General features: G+C 60.7%; 15 protein-coding genes. 5 read left to right on the top strand and 10 right to left on the bottom strand.

Features of this window, described 5'->3' with window-relative positions:
• Position 1: 1 nt before the first annotated feature.
• From WBQ96_RS01570 to WBQ96_RS01560, 3 genes are all read right to left on the bottom strand, one after another.
• On the bottom strand, positions 2-1,225 hold the full coding sequence (locus WBQ96_RS01570) for an ABC transporter substrate-binding protein (protein WP_165117272.1): 1,224 nt from the start codon (positions 1,223-1,225) through the stop codon (positions 2-4).
• Positions 1,222-2,838 (bottom strand): flotillin family protein, encoded by a 1,617-nt coding sequence (locus WBQ96_RS01565; RefSeq protein ID WP_336546880.1) that lies wholly within the window; start codon positions 2,836-2,838, stop codon positions 1,222-1,224. Before WBQ96_RS01565 ends, WBQ96_RS01570 begins: the two co-directional genes overlap by 4 nt.
• Positions 2,839-3,162: 324 nt before the next feature.
• Positions 3,163-4,251 (bottom strand): substrate-binding domain-containing protein, encoded by a 1,089-nt coding sequence (locus WBQ96_RS01560; protein WP_336546882.1) that lies wholly within the window; start codon positions 4,249-4,251, stop codon positions 3,163-3,165.
• A gap of 200 nt (positions 4,252-4,451) precedes the next feature.
• On the opposite strand from WBQ96_RS01560, the gene WBQ96_RS01555 reads away from it, so the two are divergent.
• The 4 genes from WBQ96_RS01555 to WBQ96_RS01540 all read left to right on the top strand — a co-directional run bounded on the left by WBQ96_RS01555 (position 4,452) and on the right by WBQ96_RS01540 (position 10,014).
• Entirely contained in the window at positions 4,452-4,886 is a 435-nt protein-coding gene (locus WBQ96_RS01555) for a MarR family winged helix-turn-helix transcriptional regulator (protein ID WP_336546884.1), read from the top strand.
• A gap of 319 nt (positions 4,887-5,205) precedes the next feature.
• Positions 5,206-7,164, top strand: coding sequence for a flavin monoamine oxidase family protein (locus WBQ96_RS01550; RefSeq protein WP_336546886.1), 1,959 nt, complete (start codon positions 5,206-5,208; stop codon positions 7,162-7,164).
• A gap of 34 nt (positions 7,165-7,198) precedes the next feature.
• Positions 7,199-8,938 carry a glycosyltransferase family 4 protein gene (locus tag WBQ96_RS01545; RefSeq protein WP_336546888.1) on the top strand — a complete coding sequence of 580 codons (1,740 nt, stop codon included), beginning with the start codon at positions 7,199-7,201 and terminating at the stop codon, positions 8,936-8,938.
• On the top strand, positions 8,935-10,014 hold the full coding sequence (locus WBQ96_RS01540) for a hypothetical protein (RefSeq protein ID WP_336546890.1): 1,080 nt from the start codon (positions 8,935-8,937) through the stop codon (positions 10,012-10,014). The genes WBQ96_RS01545 and WBQ96_RS01540 overlap by 4 nt, the downstream gene beginning before the upstream one ends.
• Positions 10,015-10,188: 174 nt before the next feature.
• On the opposite strand, the gene WBQ96_RS01535 is transcribed toward WBQ96_RS01540, so the two are convergent.
• The 6 genes from WBQ96_RS01535 to WBQ96_RS01510 form a co-directional block, all read right to left on the bottom strand.
• A complete protein-coding gene (locus tag WBQ96_RS01535) occupies positions 10,189-10,683 on the bottom strand; it encodes an aminoacyl-tRNA deacylase (RefSeq protein ID WP_165117286.1) in 495 nt (164 codons plus the stop codon).
• Positions 10,680-12,107, bottom strand: coding sequence for a tryptophanase (locus WBQ96_RS01530; RefSeq protein WP_165117288.1), 1,428 nt, complete (start codon positions 12,105-12,107; stop codon positions 10,680-10,682). Before WBQ96_RS01530 ends, WBQ96_RS01535 begins: the two co-directional genes overlap by 4 nt.
• Positions 12,108-12,201: 94 nt before the next feature.
• Positions 12,202-13,029 (bottom strand): AraC family transcriptional regulator, encoded by an 828-nt coding sequence (locus tag WBQ96_RS01525; RefSeq protein WP_336546894.1) that lies wholly within the window; start codon positions 13,027-13,029, stop codon positions 12,202-12,204.
• A gap of 135 nt (positions 13,030-13,164) precedes the next feature.
• Entirely contained in the window at positions 13,165-15,168 is a 2,004-nt protein-coding gene (gene fhuB / locus WBQ96_RS01520) for a Fe(3+)-hydroxamate ABC transporter permease FhuB (protein ID WP_336546897.1), read from the bottom strand.
• Positions 15,165-16,055, bottom strand: a complete 891-nt coding sequence (locus tag WBQ96_RS01515) for an ABC transporter substrate-binding protein (protein WP_312857863.1) — start codon at positions 16,053-16,055, stop codon at positions 15,165-15,167. Before WBQ96_RS01515 ends, fhuB begins: the two co-directional genes overlap by 4 nt.
• Positions 16,052-18,241 carry a TonB-dependent siderophore receptor gene (locus WBQ96_RS01510; protein WP_165117292.1) on the bottom strand — a complete coding sequence of 730 codons (2,190 nt, stop codon included), beginning with the start codon at positions 18,239-18,241 and terminating at the stop codon, positions 16,052-16,054. The genes WBQ96_RS01515 and WBQ96_RS01510 overlap by 4 nt, the downstream gene beginning before the upstream one ends.
• A 360-nt stretch (positions 18,242-18,601) precedes the next feature.
• Between WBQ96_RS01510 and WBQ96_RS01505 the strand changes: the two genes are divergently transcribed.
• The gene (locus WBQ96_RS01505; protein WP_165117294.1) at positions 18,602-19,357 is read left to right on the top strand and encodes a PIG-L deacetylase family protein; all 756 of its coding nucleotides are present in this window, start codon (positions 18,602-18,604) and stop codon (positions 19,355-19,357) included.
• A 60-nt stretch (positions 19,358-19,417) separates the two neighbouring features.
• Here WBQ96_RS01505 and WBQ96_RS01500 read toward each other — a convergent pair whose 3' ends face one another.
• Positions 19,418-19,663 (bottom strand): hypothetical protein, encoded by a 246-nt coding sequence (locus WBQ96_RS01500; RefSeq protein ID WP_165117296.1) that lies wholly within the window; start codon positions 19,661-19,663, stop codon positions 19,418-19,420.
• Positions 19,664-19,828: the final 165 nt, after the last annotated feature.

Raw genomic sequence — 19,828 nt, 5'->3', positions numbered from 1 at the left:
CTCAGATGTCGATTTCGTATTGCTTGTTGTCGTCGGGATTGGCCTTCAGGTCGCAGAATTTCTGGGTGTCGATCGGCTGACGCTGGCTGAAGCTTTTTATGACGGAAAGCGACTGGTCGCGGATTTCCATCAGCTGCATGTCGAGCACGGCGTGGTGGGTCTGCGGGTCGATTGCGATCTTTCCCGACGGGCCATCGATGCCGATGCCGCTTTCGAGCGCCTCGATGACCGGGTCATGATCGACGGTGTTGGCCTTCTTGACCGCCTCGGCCCACAAATGGATGCCCTGATAATTGTTGACGGCGAATTCGTTGATCGTCGCGACATCGCCGAAACGCGTCTTCCACTTGTCGAGAAAAGCCTTGTTGGCCGGGATGTCGATGCTGGGCGACCAGCTGTAGGCGACCATGATGCCGTTGCCCTCCTGCGGGGTCAGCACCAGATGCTCGTTACCGGATCCGAGCGTGGACGAGGCAAGCGGAATGCGGTCCTTCATGCCGGACGCGGCCCACTGGCGGTAGAAGGACAGATGCGCGCCGCCGACGAGTGCGGACAGAACGAGATCGGGTTTTGCTTCCTGGATCTTGGCAATCGTCGCGCCGAAGTCGGACACGTCGAGCGGGAAGAATTCGGTGGCGAGCACCTCGCCGCCATTCTCGCCGACATAATGGCTCATCCATTTCGCGGTGATCTGGCCGTAATTGTAGTCGGCGGCCAGCACGTAGACTTTCTTGCCAAACTTCTCGATCGCTGCCGGTATCAGCACTTCGATCTGCTGGGCGGGCGTGATGCCGGTGCAGACGATGTTGCGGTCGCAGACGCCGCCTTCGTAGAGCACGTTGTAGAAATAGGGAACGTTGGCCTTGCGCAGCGTCGGCCGGATCGCCTCTCGCGATGCCGAAAGAATGCCGCCATGGACGACATGCACCTTGTCGGAGCGGACAAGCTGCTGGGCGAACTGGGTATAGAGCGCCATGTCGGACTGGGTGTCGTAGGAAACCTTTTCGATCTGACGGCCGAGCAGGCCGCCGGCAGCGTTCAGCTCTTCGACGGCAAGCGTCGCGGCCATGTCCATCGGCTTGCCATAGGCGTCGAAGATGCCTGACACGTCGAGGATCGATCCCAGCTTGATCGGATCGCCGCTCTGCGCGCGCAAAATGGACGGTAGCGAAAGTGCGCCGGCCATAGCGGCGGTCGTAGCGAGAAAATGTCTGCGGTTGATCATGACGCCTGTTCCCTCTTGTTTGATTTCTGTCGGCGTGGACGCGCGGAGGCATCTCCCCCATCGCCGTTGCCCTGGTCGAGGTCGAGATTGAGGCCGATCGACTGGCCGAGCTTCTGCATAGCGGGAAGCTGCAAGGCGAGGTTGAGCACGCCATCGACGGCGCCGCCGATCGGCGATTGCGAACCGCCGGCGCCGTCGTGGCCGCCCCCACCCAGGCCGAGACCCGAAATATGGTTGATACGAATCGAGTCGATCTTCTCCAGCGGTTTCGCCATACGTTCGGCGAGGTCGGGAAGCCGGTCGATCTTGTGCATGTCGAGCTTCATGCGCATCAGCGCTTCGCTCTGCTGGTTCTCTGCCGCAAACAGCGCCCGCTGCGCTTCCGTTTCGGCCGCACTTTCATGGCGTCGCCCGGCGGCGCGCAGTTCGGCAGCTTCAGCTTCGCCGCGCGCCGTCTCCACCAGCGAGGCCGCGGTGCCTCGCGCTCGCTCGCCGGATGCCTCGGTCGCATGCCGGGCCCGAATGAGAGCTGCGGCCCCTTCGCGCTCCGCCACCAGCCGGTCGCGCTCGCCCTGCAGGCCTTCCTGCGCCTCGATCACCGCAACGCGCCCGCGTTCGGCTTCGGCCTGGACTGCGACTTCCTCGATGCGCTTGCGGGCAAGCGCGATCTCGCTGTCGATCTTGGCGGTCTCTGCGGCGAGCAGCGCCTCGACTTCGGACTGCCTTAGCTGCAGGTCACTGCCGATCTCGGCAAGGCGCAGATCGCGCGTGCGTTCGATACGGGCCTGCTCGGCGGCGCGTTGCGCGCCCTGGCGCACAGTTTCCGTCTGCGACTCCGTATCGGCCCGCAGCCGGTCGAGCGTCAGCCGCTGCGCGATCTCGGCCTCCTGCTGTTCGCGCTCGATATCGAGCCGGCGCTTGACCGCGGCAAGGTCGGTCTGGCGCACGGCAAGGTCGGCCTCAGCCTCGATCTCGGCGCGCCGCTTGCGGTTTTCGGTGATCACCTCGGCCAGCCTGCGCATACCGACGGCGTTGAAGGCGTTGTTCTGGTCGAGTGCGGCGAAGGCCGCTTGGTCGAGGCGGATCAGCGAGACGGATTCCAGATGGAGACCGTTCTGCTTCAGGTTTTCGGCCAGGGCATCCCGCACCGCCTTCACGAATGCGCCGCGCCGCTCGTGCAGCGCCTCCATCGTGTAGGCCGCAACGATCGCCTGGACGGCATCTATGAAGCGACCCTCGAAGAGATTGCCGATTTCGTCAGGCCGCAACGCTCGGGCGCCGAGCGCCTGCGCGGCCGTCGCGACACCGTCAACAGTGGGCTCGACGCGCAGGTAGAATGCCATTTCGACATCGACGCGCAGCCGGTCCTCGGTCATCAGTGACTTTTCGCCGGCCCGCTTGATCTCGATGCGCATGGTGCGCATCGGAATTTCTTCCATGCGGTGCAGGAAGGGCAGCGCGATGAAGCCGCCATCCATCACCACCTTCTGTCCACCAAGGCCGGTTCGCAGCAACGCCTTCTCGCGGGTTGCCTTGCGATAATAACGCTGCAGGAAAGCCACGACGATGATGATGGCGACGATGATGGCTATCAAGGAGAGCAAAAGCGTCATGCGGCATGTTTTCCTGCGCGGCGGCGGATGGCAGGAAACTAGGCCTGATTTATTTTCCTTGTCAAATATTTATTTTCCTAGGATACTAAATTGATGGTCGCCGGCGACCATGGCTCGACTTTCCGGTTGCCTGGCCGCGAACACGGGTCAAATGCCTAGAGTGAGTGTAACAAGAGTAAGTGTTCATTGCGTTGCATGGAGTGATTCATGCGGCAAGGACGTAGCCGACTTGCCGCATGAACCACGCAGGCAGAAGGAGCGCCTGATCTGCCGTACGCAACAATGTGCACCTCCTGCGCATCCAAGCGGGGGCAGTCTGCGATCCTAGGAAAAGCTCTCGATGATCCGGAAGTTGTAGCCGTGGGCCTCCGCCAGATAGGTCGGAGCGCGGCTTTCCTGGGCGAGATCGTAATAGCCGCCGCGCACGCCTTCACCGCCGATGGCGCGCGCCGGTCGCCGCCAGCCGCCGCCTTCGGACGACCGCGACAGCGTGTCGAGAAAGCGCATGCCTTCATAGAGGCCCTGGCCGATCGTGTTCAGCGTCGGCCCGCTCTCGCCGTAACGGCTGTAATAGCGTTCGCGGAAGGAATCGTTGCCACGATTTTCGAGCGCGCCGAAATAGCCCGAAGCAACGAAAAGCCTTTCAAGATTGGCATTGCCGATGGCCAACAGCATGTTTTCCTCGATGGCGCAGGAAAACCGTGCGATCGATGAGGACAGACCAGACGCGCCAAAGGCGCGGTTGAAATGGACCGCATCCTCGCCCACCACCGACAGCAGCACGGCGTCGGGTTTGAGCGATTTCAAACGTTCGAGAATGTTGCCGAAGCGGCTGGTGCCAAAGGGCACGTAGATTTCGTCCAGGATTTCATGGCCACGACGGCGAAAATGATGACGCACGATGCGGTGCGTGGTGCGCGGCCAGACATAGTCGTTGCCGATCAGCACCCAGCGCCGCGCATTCAAGTGCTCGGCCAGCCAGTCGATGCCCGGCAGCAACTGACGCGCCGGGGTCTCGCCTATGCAATAGACACCGCGCCCCACTTCGCCGCCTTCATAGAGCGGAGTGTAGACATAGGGAATGCGCCCGGCTATGCGATTTGCAACCGCGGTGCGCACGTCGGACGTATGCATGCCAACCAGCGCATCCAGTTCGCCGTTTTCGAGCATTTCCTGAGCGGACTCAGCAACCTCCTCGCCGGAACGCCCGGCATCGACGATCCTGAGCACGATCTCCCTGCCCTGCAGACCGCCAAAAGCATTGATCTCCGCTGCCGCCAGTTCGGCACAGGATCGGCATGACGGTCCCCAGATGCCAGCCGCGCCGCTGACCGGGATGAAAAGTCCGACGTCTATCTGATTGCGTCGGCGCGAATTTATGACGCGATCGCCCTGCTTCCAGGAGCGGCTCATGCGCGTCGACTCCTCTCGAGGCGATGCTTCGTGGCATTGCCCTCTTCGGTTCCAGCCTGCGTTCCCTACAAACCGGATACCTTGCCAATTCCCCGCCTAAGAATGACGCGGTTCCGCGACCAGCGCAATATGGATGATTGCCGAGGAAACAAAAAAGTTCTATTCTGGTTAGACATTCATCAAAGCGCATACGTAAAGTCATGTCCAACGCTGCCAATACCCTTAAGTTGCCTGATCTCCTCGCTCGGGTTCACCGGGAGATTTATATCGATCTCAGCCGGATACTGTCCGAGGATGACGGGCTGCCGGTCGAGCAGTGGCGGGTTCTCTCGATCCTTGCCGAAGAAGACGGCCTGTCGATGAGCGATCTTTCCGAGCGGGCGTTCATGACAATTTCGGCCCTGTCGAAGAATATCGACCGCATGGTGTTTCGCGCCCTGGTGCATCGCCGGCAGGACAGCGGCGACCAGCGCCGCGTCCTGACCCACATCACGTCTTTCGGCCGCGAGATGCTGCGCAACCGCACACCTGCCGTCGAACGCTTCTGCAATGACCTTTCCGAAGCGCTCGGGCCGCGGGATTCGCAGCAACTTGAGACGCTGCTGCGCGCCGTTCTTGCCGTTCGCGGAAACTGAAAAGCCTAGCCAACCATTCTCCGTGCTGACAGCGCTGACCCGGTAATCTCATCCGGCGCAAGAGATCCAGGAATCGCGTGCTGATGACGCTACATCAGTAATAACTCCTTAAGCATATCCTTATGAAACAGCCGCCGCCAAAATGGCGGCCGTTAAGACGATAGCCCGGCAAGGCATTGTTTTCCCTTAGAGTTATCGGGCGGCTTTGTTCGATCAAGCAATCATTGACAGGAATCGGGTTCTGGGCAATTATTTGCCTAGGAAAATGTTTTTGTTTTCCCAGCTTCTCTGCAAATTCATCACTCCTTAGGAGGAAGGCATGCGACCGGGTTTCGAAAAGGAAGTCCCTTATGTTCGCAATGTTTCGGCCAACCCATGGCTGCCCGACTATCCAAATCCGCCGGATCTGCGCTTCAACTATTACAAGCTGCTGAACGACTCCTGGACCAACCGCAAGGCGATCGGCACGGCGCCCGCAAACAAGACGGTCGCGATCATCGGCGGCGGCGCGGCGGGCATGACGACGGCACGCGAATTGTGGCGATCAGGCTATACGGTCCGGATGTTCGAGGCGAGCCCGCGCGTCGGCGGGCGGCTTTACACACAACGCAAATCCTTTGGCATGACGGCGTTCGAATTCGGCGCCATGCGCATGCCGTTCTTCAATGATCAGGCGAACGACGAGGCACCCCAGCAATCGACCAACTGCCTCCTGTCCTACTATCTGAACCAGGACCAGAAATGGAGCGGCAATCCCAGCCCGACCTATGGCATCCTGAGCGACTTTCCCAATCCCGGTCAGACCAAGGGCGGCACCGGCATCTACATGAACAACGGCTACGGGCCGAACGACTGCTATTCGAGCCCGACGATGATCGACTGGCCTTATCAAGGCCAGCCCGATAATCCGGACCTGCAAACGGTGGCCGCGAAGGTCAACGCGCTGATCGAGCTTTTCACGAAGAATATCGCACCGGTCTACACGCAGGACAGCAGTGCCTGGGACGTGATGTGGCAGCAGATCGCGCAGAACTACGACAAGATGTCGTTCGGTGACCTGGTCTTCACCGAGCCGGTGACAACCTACAACAATGACGGCTGGTTCGGCGGCTTCGGCATGACGTCCTACGAGTCCGATCTGTTCTACACGATCGGCACTGGCGACGGCAGTTGGGGCGCCTTCTATGGCATCAGCGCGATGTGGTTCATCCGCTGCGTGATGTTCGGCTACAATTCCGATCTCCAGACGGTCAGCGGGCTGAACAACGCCAGCTACCTGCCTCAGTACAATTCGATGCCTTATGACAGCGGCGGCCAGCCGATGGAGCCGCCCTTCTATCGCGGCATCCAGTCGCTGGTCGAACTGCTGTTCTATCTTCGCGCGCCTGGTACTGCGAAGTCGCTTTATTCGGCGTGCCGCGACGGCAATGACACGAGTGCAGCGCTTTACGTCAATTCGGCAGTGAGCAAGCTGCAACGCAATTCCGACGGCTCGATCAATGTCTTCGTGAACAACGGCAGTTCCGTCATCAAGGCCGACTACGTCGTCATCACGTCCCCGATATGGTCGACGCAACTGTCGATCGATTTCGAGGGCTTCGATAATCAGACAATGCTGCCGTGGCGGGTTCCGGCCGCGTTGCAGCAGCAGCATCTGATCGCCAGCGCCAAGGTGTTTTTCCCGCTCTACAAGGCTTATTGGAACGCGCCTGACTCCATTCCGCAGCTCATCGTCACCGATACGTTCGTTCAGGACGCCTATGGCGTGCAGTGGAGCCAGGACAACAACGATGCCGCGCTGCTTGCCAGCTATACCTGGGAAGACGATGCGGTGAAGCTGTTGGCCGTCGACAACAGCACGTTGCAGAAAATGGTGGCAACTGAGCTGGAGCGCATCACCACGACGACGCTGGGAAAGAGCATCCTGCCCTATATCAACACCAACGCGGGCGTTGTCTTCCAGTGGACGCTGCAGCCGACCTATCATGGCTGCGCCAAGCTCTACCGCCAACGCGCCTGGGAGCAGTGCTACGATCTCCTAGCCTACAACCAGGTCTATTCGGGAACGTCCCGCCTCTATTTCGCCGGCGAATCCTACGGCGTCGAGGGAGGGTGGACCGAGCCCGCGCTGCGCACGGCGCTCGATGCGGTGATCCATCTCATCAACAATTCGAACGGCACCTTCAACAACGGCTTCCAGTTCTACAACTACCCTCTCTACGATACGACGTTCCAGCCGAACGAAGTCTATCCGCAAACCTCGGCAGCGGCAGAATGAGACGCCGTGGCAAATCCGGTGCGGGAGCGGTGACATGAACGCCGCTCCTGCACTCCGCTTGCGCGAGGCCGTGTCTCCGCGACCCAATTGCGCCATCCATTTCATCCCGGAGGCCTATGAAGGCGACAAGAGGCTGGTGGTCGGACGCCAGTCGGCCGGCGCTGGCTTTCTCGACGCGCTGGTCGAGCATGGCGGGGTCGACAAGCTTTACTGCCTGACCGACAGGCCGCAGATCTACGACGCGTTTCGTGAACGCGTAGCCCTCGGCGAGCGCACCCTGCCCTCCGAGTGGATCACGCCGTTCGATGGCGATCTCCTGGAAGAAGCCGGCTGCGTTTTCATGCCGGGGCCGGTCATATCCGAAGGCGCGTGGATGCGCCGTTATATCGGCGAGCGGCGCTACAGCGTTTGCGGCATCACGCATTCGGTGGCGACCGAGCGCGTCATCCGCAGCATCCGCGATTTCATGGTATCGCCGACACAACCGTGGGATGCTCTGATATGCACCTCGCTCTCGGCGCGGCAGGCGATCGAGCATATATTCGAAACCTGGGGAGAGTATCTGGCCTCGCGCGGCTTCACCGTCGGCAAGACGCCGGTGCAGTTTCCGATCATTCCGCTCGGTGTCCATCTCGACCGCTTCACGCGTACTGAAGCCAGAATCGCGGCCGGCAAGGAGCTCCGCGCCAAACTCATGCTCGAACCGGACGACATACTGGTGCTGAATTTCGGGCGGCTCGACTACCGCTCAAAGTCGCACCCGGTACCGCTTTTCCGGGCGCTGGAGATCGCATCGCGCCGCATGCGCAAGGGCCGCCTGCATCTCGCCATGGTCGGACAGTTCAACGACCCGCTGAACGAGCATGAGTTCCGGGCCGCGCGCCAGCTGTTCTGTCCAACAGTGCCGGTGCACTGGATCGACGGCGCCGACACGCAGACCGCGCGTGATTCATGGTTTGCGGCCGATATGTTCGTCTCGCTGCCCGACAACGTCCAGGAAAGCTTCGGATTGACGCCAGTCGAGGCGATGGCAGCGTCCCTGCCTTGCATCGTAAGCGACTGGAACGGCTACAAGGAAACGGTGGTCGACGGAGAAACGGGCTTTCGGATTCCGACGATCATGGCGCCATCCGGTGCCGGGATCGAACTTGCGGACGACCACGCCCGTTCGGTGTTCGATCATTTCACGCTGATCTCCTTCACCGCGCAGTGCACGGCAGTCGACATAGACGCCTGCGCGGAAGCGATCGCACGGCTGGCAACGGATGGAGAGTTGCGCCAGCGCATGGGCCAGGCCGGGCGCAAGCGCACTGAGGCACTTTATGACTGGCGCAGCATCATCGCCCAATATCAGGACCTGTGGGCAGATCTTGGCGCGCTTCGCCGTAGCGCCCGCACAGTGGGTGGACGCGATCCTTCCAGGCAGACCGTTCATCCCGACTATCCCGATCTTTTCACCATGTTTGGCGGGCATTCGTCGCAACCGCTGGAACTGGCGATGATCGCAACCGTCGTGGACCCGGACCCGGAATACACGCTCCGCCAGATGAGGACCTTGCGGATGAACACCGTGGCGCGACCGATCATGCTCGATGATTTCGAGATCGACCGGATCGTCAAACGGCTGGGCGAAGCGCCCGAGAGCGTGGCCACGCTGCTTTCCGGGCTGCCCGAGGCCAACCGGGCCAGGGGAATGCGCAGCCTGATGTGGCTGTGCAAGTTCGGCATCATTTCACTGTCGACACTGCAGCACGACGAAAGCCCGCCTGCATGAGGGGCGCCGTCTGCTATCTGCTGTCCGGCTACAAAAGCCACAAGCGCGCCGGCCTCGACTACCGGCGCGCGCTGGAGGGGGCGGGCGTAGAGATTACCGACAGCCCGGCAGAGGCAGATATAGTTGTTCTCCACAATGAACCTTGGAGTTATCCCGGCTATTTCCGCGCCTATCCCGAACTCAAGCAGCGCCATGTCATCGCCTACGCCGTGTGGGAACCGGATCGGCTTTCGCCCAACGTGACACGCTGGCTTGGGCTAGTCGATGAGATCTGGACCAGTTCAACTTATTGCCACGACATCATGCTGGCGGCGGGAAAGCCGGTGACGATCGTTCAGCATATCGTGACGCCGCCCTCGCCTGACCTAGCCGAGCAAGGCACGTTGCGCGCGCGGTTCGGCCTGACGGACACGACATTCGTCTTCTATACGATCGCGAGGCTCGAAGAGCGCAAGAATATCGAAGCTGGCATTCGCGCTTTTGCCAAGGCATTTCCGGACGGCGGACCGGTCTTTATCGTCAAGACGCCTGAGCAATTGCCTCTCTCGATGCGCGCCAAGGGTGTCATTGCCTGGGGCGGCGATGCCACGGATGACGAAATCGCAGCGCTGCATGGCATCGGGCAGTGCTGCGTCAGTTCCCATTGCGCCGAAGGCTGGGGCCTTTGCATCTCCGATGCAATGGCGCATGGCAATCTTGTCGCAGCGACCGGCTTCAGCGGCAACATGGACTACATGACCCAGCAGAATTCACTGCCCGTGGCTTTTTCCGTCGAACCCATCCGCAAGGCCGACACGCGCATGAGCTTCGGCTTCGAGAGCTCGAACGCCGCAGCTGCCTGGGCCTATGTCGACGAAGCCGATCTCGGCACCAAACTGCGGACTGCTCACGATGAGTGGGCAGGCCTTGCCGGTATGCGCACTGCGGCACAAACCGCGATGGCATCCTATGGCATCGACGCCGTCGCTCCCACGATGCTGTCGAGAATTGACGATCTTCATCCGAGGCCTCGATTGTTAAGCCAAGCCGGACCGCATCGCTTGCGGCCAAAGCTAACCCCTTTGATTAAAGCTTAGACCTGCAACTGTCTGATTTCTGCCTGTCCGGCACGGACCACTCCAATCACCCAAGCAAGTTGAGCAACGCCCTGACCACGCCGAACACGCCAAGTCCAATCAAGGCAATACCGGCAACTCTGGTCGTCAACTGCCAACTGTAGAGCTTGTTGTCTGGCAGTCGCATTGCCTTTCTCAACTCGCAGCAAGGCTGTTTTGGTTTGCAGCACCTTTTGACAGATCCCCCACCACGGCCTGAGCAATCCGCAACAACTCGGGAAGAGCGATCACAAGGGTCGCCGTGTTGCGACCCGTGCCGCAAACGACCTCTTCCAACTCAAGGACGTTGCGGTCGATAAACACACGGGCGCCGTTGATCGGCAGCGGAACGACGCCGCCGATCTCCATGTCGAGCCTGTCCCGGACGTATTCCTCCTCGGCCATGCGAAGGTCTGCCCGCCGCTCTCCTAACGCGTCTGCGATCCTCTTGTAGTCGGCGCGTTCGGCTGCCCGGATGGCGATGATCGCAAGACTGTTGTCCGCGCAACGAAACACCAGGCCCTTGACCATGTTTCGAGGATCGTGCGGCAGTATCTCCTTTGCATCGTCGAACGAGATCAACGGCCTATGCGTCACCACGGAGAACACCGTGCCCCGCTCTTCGAGGTATCGTTTGACCAGCGGGCTCATGCGCTGACCAGTTCCTTGTTCGATGCTGCCGGCGCCGTATCTGCCCACCGAAACCGCGCCGTGAAATGCCGCAAGATCGGTGGCTCATATTCGAAGTCGAGCCCTTTGATGCTCTCCGCGCGAGCGGCAACGGCGATCAGCGCATCGGCGATATAGTCCATATGATCATTGGTGTAGACGCGGCGCGGGATCGTCAGGCGCAGCAATTCAAGCGGTGACACTTCCTGCTCGCCGGTTTTCGGATCGCGCCCCAGCATGAGCGAACCAATCTCCACCGCACGCACGCCGGACTCGATGTAGAGTTCGCACGCGAGAGCATGCGCTGGAAACTGCTCGGGTCTAACATGCGGCAGGATAGCGGCAGCGTCCACGAACACGGCATGTCCACCCGTCGGATACTGGATCGGAACGCCGGCGTTTCTCAGTCTTTCGCCAAGATAGGCCACCTGCCCGATGCGATAGGCGAGATAGTCGCTTTCGACCGCCTCTTCGAGCCCGATCGCGACCGCCTCCATGTCGCGCCCCGCCAACCCGCCATAGGTGATGAAGCCCTCCATGGGTACGCATCTGGTCTGGACGGCGCGAAACAGATCCTCGTCCTGACGGAACGCGCAAAAGCCGCCAATGTTCACCAGGCCATCCTTCTTCGCGGACAAGGTCAGCATGTCGCCGTAGCACATCATCTCCCGCACGATGTCGCGGATCGAGCGCTCGGCGTAACCCACTTCCCGCTGTTTGATGAACCAGGCGTTTTCGGCAAAACGCGTCGCGTCGATAATCATCGGGATGCCCATCTCCCGGGCATATCCGGAAACGGTTCGCAGGTTGGCCATCGACATCGGCTGGCCGCCGGCACTGTTGCAGGTGATGGTTGCGATGATGCCGGCGACGTTTTGGCGACCGTGAATTTCTATCGCATGAAGCAGTTCCGCCAGGTCGAAGTTTCCCTTCCAGTCGTCGTGCTTGGCGGTATCGAGAGCGGACTTGGTCAGGACGTTGATCGCCTTTGCGCCGGCGATTTCGACATGAGCCTTCGTCGTGTCGAAATGGTAGTTGGACAGGAAGACCGGCGTGGCCGATCCACGCCTCTTGACCATTTCCGGGAACAGGATTTGTTCGGCGCCCCGGCCCTGATGGGTCGGTATTGTATAGGGGTACCCGAAAAGCCGCTCGATGGTATCGGCCAGCCGATAATAGTTGCGGCTGCCCGCATAGGCTTCATCGCCGAGCATCATGCCAGCCCATTGGCGATCGCTCATCGCGCCGGTGCCGCTGTCGGTCAGGAGATCGATATAGACATCCTCGCTTCGCAGAAGGAATGGATTAAACCCAGCTTCCCTCAATGCGACTTCACGGTACGGCTGTTCGGTCATGCGAATTGGCTCGACCATCTTGATCCTGAATGGCTCAGGGATACGTTTCATTTTGGCATGCTCCTGCATTGCGGCGCGTTTCGGCGCCGACTGGTTGAGTTTCTGAACGTTGAGGAAAACGAGGCGGGCGAACCCGGCAAAGCCGCTACATGGCGAATGCGGCCTGATAGGCTCCCGGGGTCACGCCGATGCGTGCCTTGAAGGTGCGAATGAGGTGAGCCTGGTCGGCAAAACCGGATGCAGCCGCGACGTCAACCGGATCATGGCCGCGTCGCAACATTGCCTTTGCAGCATCCACACGCCGGTTGATCAGATAGGCATGCGGCGTGAAGCCGGTGTCCCGGTGGAATGCTTCGATCAGGCGCTGCCGCGGCAACCTGGCTTCCTTGACCAGTTCGGCAAGGGTCAGTTTTTCATCGAACCGCTCGCACATAACCGCAGCCGCTCGTGCGACCGGCCCTTCTTCCGCGCCAGTCGGCTTTAGAGCAACCCGGGCGTGTCTGGACAGGCAATGGCGGTAGCTGCGCAGCATCAGCTCTTCGGCTTCCAACGGGCACTGATTGTCTTCCCAGGCGCGATGAGCCTCGAAAAAGAGCGCGCAGCCTCGCACATCCCTGACGACCGGCTCCGGAAACGACGGAGTTCCGAGAATTCCACTCCCCGACATTTCCGATGCGATTTCGACTATGAGATCCGCCTCGGGGTAACTCACCCGGTAGCTGTAACCGTCCATCATCGGGATGCCGTCATGAACGTCATGCGGATTGTAGAGGGTCAGGTCGCCTGCCCCTGCGAAAAGCTGGACGCCGCGGATGAAGACGCTGGCCTTGCCGCTCATCAGCGCCCCGATCACATAGGTCTCATGCGCATGAGGGGCGTAGTGATGTTGGCTGAACGATGCCGTCAGGCACTCGACGCCGGTGGTCGGCGCCGTGAAATACCGGGCATGCTCTTTTGCGTTTCTAACGCCCACCGCTTCGCTCCATGAACGAAATTACTCAGGCCAAATTAGCACATGCAGGGGCAGCCGGATTGAAGAAAAGTATTTGTACGTCAACTCCCGGTGCGACGCCAATTATCAGCCCAACTGCGGCACAAGCCGTGAGCGCTACCGCCGTTTCGCCATCAGAAACATGAAATATGGTCCGCCCACCAGGGCAGCGATAAGTCCGGCCGGGATCTGCCATGGGAAGATCAGCATGCGGCCGGCCCAGTCCGCGCAAACGAGTATCAAGCCGCCGAGAATCGCAGAGGCGAAAAGCTGCGGCAGGGCGCGCTGAAAGCCGAGCATGCGCGCAAGATACGGCGCCATCAGTCCGACGAAGCTCAACGGGCCGATGACGAGGGTTGCTACCGCCGTCGGTATCGACACCAGAACCAGAAGAATGACGCGGACGCGGTCAAGCCGGAGACCCAGCCCGGACGCGGCGGCATCACCGAGCGGCAGAATCTCCAGCCAGCGGGCGGTGAACGGCACGATCATCAGCAGGACGATAGCCGTCGTTGCCGCGACAAGGGCGTCGGCGGTGGTGGCACGATACGTAGAGCCCGACAGCCACGCCAGCAGCGTGTCGAGGCGCGGGTCGCCGCTGGCAAGCACTACCGCTGAGAAGGCGGAAGCCATCGTCGCCATCGCGACACCGGCGAGCAACAACCTATCGGGCGCAAGCGCCCGGCGGTTGCCGATCGGCGCCACTATCGCCAGGCTTGCCAAGGCACCCGCAAAAGCAGCCGCGAGCATGGCCGAGCGGTCAAGGCTCGAACTCAGGACGAAAAAAACCAGCACGCCGAGTGAAGCACCGCCGGAAATGCCCAGCACCTCCGGTGCCGCCATCGGATTGCCGGTCATGCGCTGCATCAGCGTGCCCGCAATCGCCAGCATAACACCGGCGGCAAGCGAAACCGCGACGCGTGGAGCCCGCAGCGGCAATAATTCGGACAGTCCCGCTCCTGAAGCCCAGCGCCATCCGCTGCCGTCATATCCCACGGCCAGCACGGCCCAGACGAGCACGGCCATTGCCGTCAACGCCGGCAGCAGAAACAGCCATGCGTTTCGCCTGTGCAGGGATGGCACGGGCTCTTGCCGCTCCGGTATGGTTCGCATTTTCCGCAGCAGCAGAATGAGCAGCGGCGCTCCAAGAAACGCTGTCGCCGTACCGGCGGGAATTTCCGACGCAAACGGCAGGATCTGTACCATCCTGTCGGTCAGCCACAGCATCGAAGCCCCTGCGAGCGGCGCCCATATCATGCGCTGCCGAAACGTGCGCGCGCCGGCCAGCTTGACCAGTGCCGGCGCTGCCAGCGCCACGAAACTGACGACCCCGACAGCCGCAACGACAGCCGCACTCAACACCACGGCAACGCCGGTTCCCGCAAGCCGCATCGTGACCGGGCTGGCCCCAAGGCTCGTCGTGCTCTCGTCGCTCAGATCGAGCAGCCGCAACGGGCGGGTCAGAAACAAAGCAGCGATGCCGCTCAGTACGAGCCAGGGAAGCAGCCTGAACGTTGCGGTATCGCCATTCTGGATGAGAGAGCCGGTCTGCCAGATGAACAGTTCCTGCGTATATTCGCGGTCGATCGCCATCAACAGCGCACCCGCAGAATTGCATGTAAGACTGATCACCAACCCGGCAATGATGATGGCGATCGGTGAAAAGCGACGGCCTCTCGACAATCCGAAGACGGCGAGCGTGGCAACGGCTCCTCCCGCCAGCGCCACCCATTCCCGGCCGTGTTCCAGCGTCCAGGGCGCATAGAGGGTGGCGACGGTCAGGGCGATGCTGGCGCCGGCATTCGTGCCTATGGTCGTCGGTTCGGCGAGCGGATTGCGCAATACCTGTTGCAGAAGCGTGCCCGCCAAGCCGAGCGCGGCACCCGCGAGCAGGCTGATTGCTATACGCGGCAGGGCCGCGTGGCGATAGAGCAACTGGCGCGGATCGGTGAGATCGGGAGCGCCGATGGCATGCCACCAGAGTTCTGCGGGCAGAAGGCGCAGTAGGCCGGTAAGAGTGAAGCATGCGGCCAGCAGCGCTGGCACGCAAACCAGCAGAAGCAGGGGCCAGTCCCTCCTGCCGGGCATCGTCGTCTTGCCTGCGGCCTGCATGACGGTCATGCCTGAGCAAGCAACGTGGCGAAGCGAGCGGCCGACGCCAATCCGCCGAACGGCCAGACGGGCGGGATCGTCGTCACATTGCCTGCCTTGACGCAGGGAAGGTTCGCCCACAGCGTGCTTTGCTCGATCCGGATGCGAATATGCGGCGGGATCGGATCGAGCGAAACCAGCCGCGCTTCGCCAATCGCCACCAGTTCTTCGATGCCCATCGTCGAAAAGCCCCAGCTATCGGTTTTTCCCGTCCAGGCATTGGTAATCCCGACCCTGTCGAATACGTCCTGCAGCAAGCTGCCACGGCCATAGACGCGGACATGGCGATCGTCGAACATGCTGACCACGGCGAGCGGTCGCCCTTCCTTGCCGGCAAGCCTCACCCTGGCCTCGGAAATAGCGGTCGCAGTCTGACGGATCAGCTCTTCCGCCTCGGCTTCGCGTCCAAGTTTCTCGCCGAGTTTCCGTGTCTCGGTCTCGGCCTGCCGGTAAGGCGTGTCGGTGCCGTCATAGAAGGGAACGGTATGGAGCGGCGCTATTCGTGCAAACGGACCCTGATCGAGCCCGTAGCCGTAAGCGCCGATGATCAGATCGGGCTTGAGTTCCAGGAGCAATTCAAGATTGGGCTCACCGCGCGAGCCGAGGTCCAGGCATCCTGCCGAGAGGCCGGGGCCAACCACCCAGTCGCGATATCCCTTTGTATCGGCGACCGCGAGCGGCTCGATGCCGAGCGAAATGATCATCTCGGCCGCGGTCCATTCGAGACAGGCCACCCGCGGCTGAGATGCGCCGCGGGCCGGTAAGGTCGCGGCGCCGAGCCAGGCCCCGGCGAGGCCGGCAACACACTGCCGCCTCGTGAGCAGGCCAAAAGGCGCGCGCGATTCCGTATTTCTCACCAACGATACTTTACCGAGCCGGTGATCTTGCGGCCCTCTCCGTAAAAGCAGCCCGAACTGCGGCTGTAACAGGAGGTGACATACTGCTTGTCGAACAGGTTGCTGGCGTTGAGCTGGAACTTCATGTTCTTCCAGTCGTAGTGGACAGCCGCATCGACCAGCGTCGCCGCGGGCACCTCGAAGGAGTTGGCGTCATCGCCAAAGCTCGAACCGATATAGCGCAGGCCGGCACCACCGCCGAAGCCCTCCAACATTCCGCTCCGGAATGTGTAGTCACCCCAAAGCGACAGTCGATGTTGCGGCACGCCATAAGGCGTGTTGCCGCCGGTGCCATCGCCGTCATCGACTATCTTCATGTCGATATAGGCGTAGGCAAGCTTGATGTCCCAGCCTGAATCGAGGCTCGCAACGCCCTCCAGCTCGATGCCGCGCGAGCGGATCTTGCCGGTCTGGAAAGTGTCGTTGCCGTAACTGCGCGTGACATTCTCCCGCGTCAGGTCGAAGGCCGAGACGGTGACGAAACTGTTCCAGCCTACCGGCTGGTATTTCACGCCGATCTCATACTGCTCGCCGGTTTCCGGCTTGAACGCTTCGCCTTCATTGTTGGTACCGATCTCCGGCATAAATGACGTCGAATAGCTGACATACGGCGCCAGCCCGATGTCGGAGAGGTAGACCAGACCGACACGACCGGTGAAGGCGCTGTCCGACTGCTCGCTCTCGCCACCCTCAAGCTTGTCGAATGACTTGCTTTGGGTCCAATCTTGGCGGCCGCCGAAACTCAGCACCCAGTTTTCGTATTTGATCTGGTCCTGTGCGTAGAGACCGACCTGCCACTGCCGGGCGTCGACATCCATGTAGGGCGTCAGCTCGCCTATCGGCGCGCCGTAGACCGGATTGAAGATATCGTCCAGCGGAGCAATGTCGCCGCCCGCACCCCAGTCGCTGTAGTCGGTATACTGGTAATCGAGGCCCATCAGCAGCGTATGGGCAAGCGGTCCCGTATCGAATGTCGCCTGGGCCTGGTTGTCGATCGCGAAATTGCCGAACTTCGAGCGGCCGGCATCGACATAACGATGATAGGTATGGCCATCAGGATCGAGGCCAGGTTCCAGATCGGGATTGGGATTGGCGCCGCCACCGAACACGCCGAACTGTTCACCGTTATAGAGGTAGGAATAACGGGCGTTCTGCCGCACCTGCCAGGTCTCGTTGACCCGGTGCTCAAACTCGTAGCCGAGCATTGCGAATGTCGGATTGAACTCGTCGAATGCCGGCTCGCCAACGAAAATGTTGTTCGGCAGGCGTTTCCCGCCCAGGCCGGGGAACACGGTTCCCTCAGCCGGCAGAAACTGGATGCCCCAGCCGCCCTTGTTGCGCTGATAAGTTCCCAAGACCGTCAGGCTCGTGTCCTCATCGGGCTGCCATTTGAGCGATGGCGCGATGAAAATGCGGTCGTCATTGACGAAGTCGACATCGATGTTGCCGTCGCGCAAAAGGCCTGTCAGCCGGTAGCTGAGCACGCCGGCCTCATCGATCTTGCCGCCCATGTCGAACTGTGTCTGATAGCGGTCAAAGCTGCCCGCGCTGACTTCAATCTCGCGGAACGTCTCGCCAGTCGGGCGCTTGCTGACATAGTTGATGATGCCGCCGGGGCTGTTCTGGCCATAGAGCACCGATGCAGGCCCGTGCAGGATTTCGATCCGCTCGGCGCCATAAGGTTCGAGCGACAGGAAGCTCACAAACGCCGAGCCCTTGAGGCGCAGACCATCCTTGAAGAAGATCTCGTCCCACGCATCGAAGCCGCGGACCTGCAGGCCGGAACCGCGGGTGTCGTTACCCCACATTTCGCCCGATACGCCGGGAGTATAACGCAAGGCGTTGCCGAGGCTTTCCACACGCTGAGCTTCCATCTGGTCGGCGGTGACGACCGAGATCGATTGTGGCGTCTCGATCAAAGGCGTGTCGGTCTTGGAACCGGTGGCGCTGCGGCTGGCGACATAGCCGTCGACCGGTCCCCAGGCGTTCTCGACCCGCGACTCAATGGTGACCTGATCGAGGACGATCGCACCGCCTGATGCGGCACCATTGCCGGAATTCTGATCGCCGTTTGCCGAGGATGCTTGCTGAGCGAATGCTGCCGGGCTTGTCAGAACTCCCAATCCCAGCACGGTGGAAACCAACAAGCGATGAAACCGCCGCTTCAAAAGCCCATATTGCCTCGGAACCGAACGGTCCCTAGTATCTTGCCCATATCCATTGAAATCCGCGAAACCACTCACGCAACGCCCCCAATTCCGATTTGTATCATGGTATCATGCCGTCCCAAGCCGATAATGCTGACTACCGGAGTCATGTTTTTCAGTCAAGCCAGCCAAGACGCTTGATTCAACCAGGGCGCTAATGACAACGAGCACAATCTCGAGCCCGTCCGCGGCGGAGCCAGGCCCATTTTTGCAGACGCGCTATCCGCAAAGGTCGGATGCGCAAGTGCCGCGCCGAACCGAGGGCTATCCCAAGCATATAGGAATTTAGGAGCTGCCAACTTGGTTCGCATTCTCGCAGTCCATGCGCATCCGGACGACATCGAGTTTCTGGCTGCCGGCACTTTGGCGCTTTTGGCCGATACCGGACAGCATCACATTATCTTCTCGACGCTGACCAGTGGCGACAAGGGATCTCGCGATCTGTCAGCCTCGGAGATTTCCGAATTACGTCGCAAGGAAGCAGCCTCTGCGGCCGCGATCATCGGCGCGGACTATGTGCCCGGGGATTTTCTGGACCAGGAAATCTTCTCGGATAACGCGTCGCGGCACGCGGTGGTGGAACTGCTGCGCAAGACGCGCCCCGATGTCGTCCTGACGGCATCGCCCGTGGACTATTCCCCGGACCATGAGGCAACGAGCCTGCTCGTGCGCGACGCCTGCTTTGCGGCCGGGTTGCCCAACTACAAAACTCACTCGCCTTCTATCGGCGAAATCCCCGAGCTCTATCTGATGGATCCTCTAGGGGGCACCGACCGCAACGGCGATACGATCGACCCGGATTTTATCGTCGACATTACCGACAAGATCGCAGTCAAACGCGCCATGCTGGAGAAACATCAATCGCAGCGCGCTTGGCTGAAAGCCCACCATCATATGGAAAACTACGTGGAGCAGATGGAAATCTGGTCCGGCGAGCGCGGTAAGTGCATCGGCGTTCCGTTTGGCGAAGGATTCCGACGTTATCGCGGGCACCCCTTTCCTCAGAACCGCTGCCTTGAGCTGCTCCTTCAGGAGCATATTACCAAGCGGACCTAACTTGCCAAACAGGCAGTTATGTCGGCTTGGCGGCAAGTCGACGGCCGAGGCGCTGCCTTGTCAGCCAAAGGCATAGCCACGCCGAACTTTTCTACGGGCGCGTATAATTTTCTGTGTGTTGGCTACCATAGCTTCTCTCACAGGCTTCAACTCAAAAGATGTCGCAATGTCTTTAAGGTGCCAAGCTCGAGAAAACGCAATCCTTCCCATGAGCGCGACGCAGTGACTTTGGCCAAGTTGAAGAGCAGGCAGATAACCGGATAGAGAAACTTTAAGGCCAATTTGCTCCTTGAGTTTTTCTGCCATGTGATTACACGTAGCGCACCAGGCCGGGCCCCTCTGGCAGTTCCAATGAACTGTGATGTCGGACTGGAAGTCCAATTGGGTGGCCTGGTGTTCGTGGAAATCAATCGACCGTAGTAGTCCGACAGCAAGCGCGTTCGGCACGGCAGTGCCGTTTGCGTTACACTT

Origin of the sequence: Mesorhizobium sp. CCNWLY176 (genome assembly GCF_037153935.1) — a bacterium.
GTDB classification, from domain to species: domain Bacteria; phylum Pseudomonadota; class Alphaproteobacteria; order Rhizobiales; family Rhizobiaceae; genus Mesorhizobium_M; species Mesorhizobium_M zhangyense.
The sequence above is the reverse complement of the archived record's forward strand: the minus strand, read 5'-3'. Positions and strand labels throughout refer to the sequence as shown.

Coding starts and splice junctions, on each gene's coding strand:
- WBQ96_RS01555 (WP_336546884.1), top strand. CDS start 4,452: ATGTCCAACGCTGCCAATACCCTTAAGTTGCCTGATCTCCTCGCTCGG.
- WBQ96_RS01535 (WP_165117286.1), bottom strand. CDS start 10,683: ATGAGCCCGCTGGTCAAACGATACCTCGAAGAGCGGGGCACGGTGTTC.
- WBQ96_RS01550 (WP_336546886.1), top strand. CDS start 5,206: ATGCGACCGGGTTTCGAAAAGGAAGTCCCTTATGTTCGCAATGTTTCG.
- WBQ96_RS01560 (WP_336546882.1), bottom strand. CDS start 4,251: ATGAGCCGCTCCTGGAAGCAGGGCGATCGCGTCATAAATTCGCGCCGA.
- WBQ96_RS01540 (WP_336546890.1), top strand. CDS start 8,935: ATGAGGGGCGCCGTCTGCTATCTGCTGTCCGGCTACAAAAGCCACAAG.
- fhuB (WP_336546897.1), bottom strand. CDS start 15,168: ATGACCGTCATGCAGGCCGCAGGCAAGACGACGATGCCCGGCAGGAGG.
- WBQ96_RS01530 (WP_165117288.1), bottom strand. CDS start 12,107: ATGAAACGTATCCCTGAGCCATTCAGGATCAAGATGGTCGAGCCAATT.
- WBQ96_RS01500 (WP_165117296.1), bottom strand. CDS start 19,663: ATGGCAGAAAAACTCAAGGAGCAAATTGGCCTTAAAGTTTCTCTATCC.
- WBQ96_RS01565 (WP_336546880.1), bottom strand. CDS start 2,838: ATGACGCTTTTGCTCTCCTTGATAGCCATCATCGTCGCCATCATCATC.
- WBQ96_RS01570 (WP_165117272.1), bottom strand. CDS start 1,225: ATGATCAACCGCAGACATTTTCTCGCTACGACCGCCGCTATGGCCGGC.
- WBQ96_RS01545 (WP_336546888.1), top strand. CDS start 7,199: ATGAACGCCGCTCCTGCACTCCGCTTGCGCGAGGCCGTGTCTCCGCGA.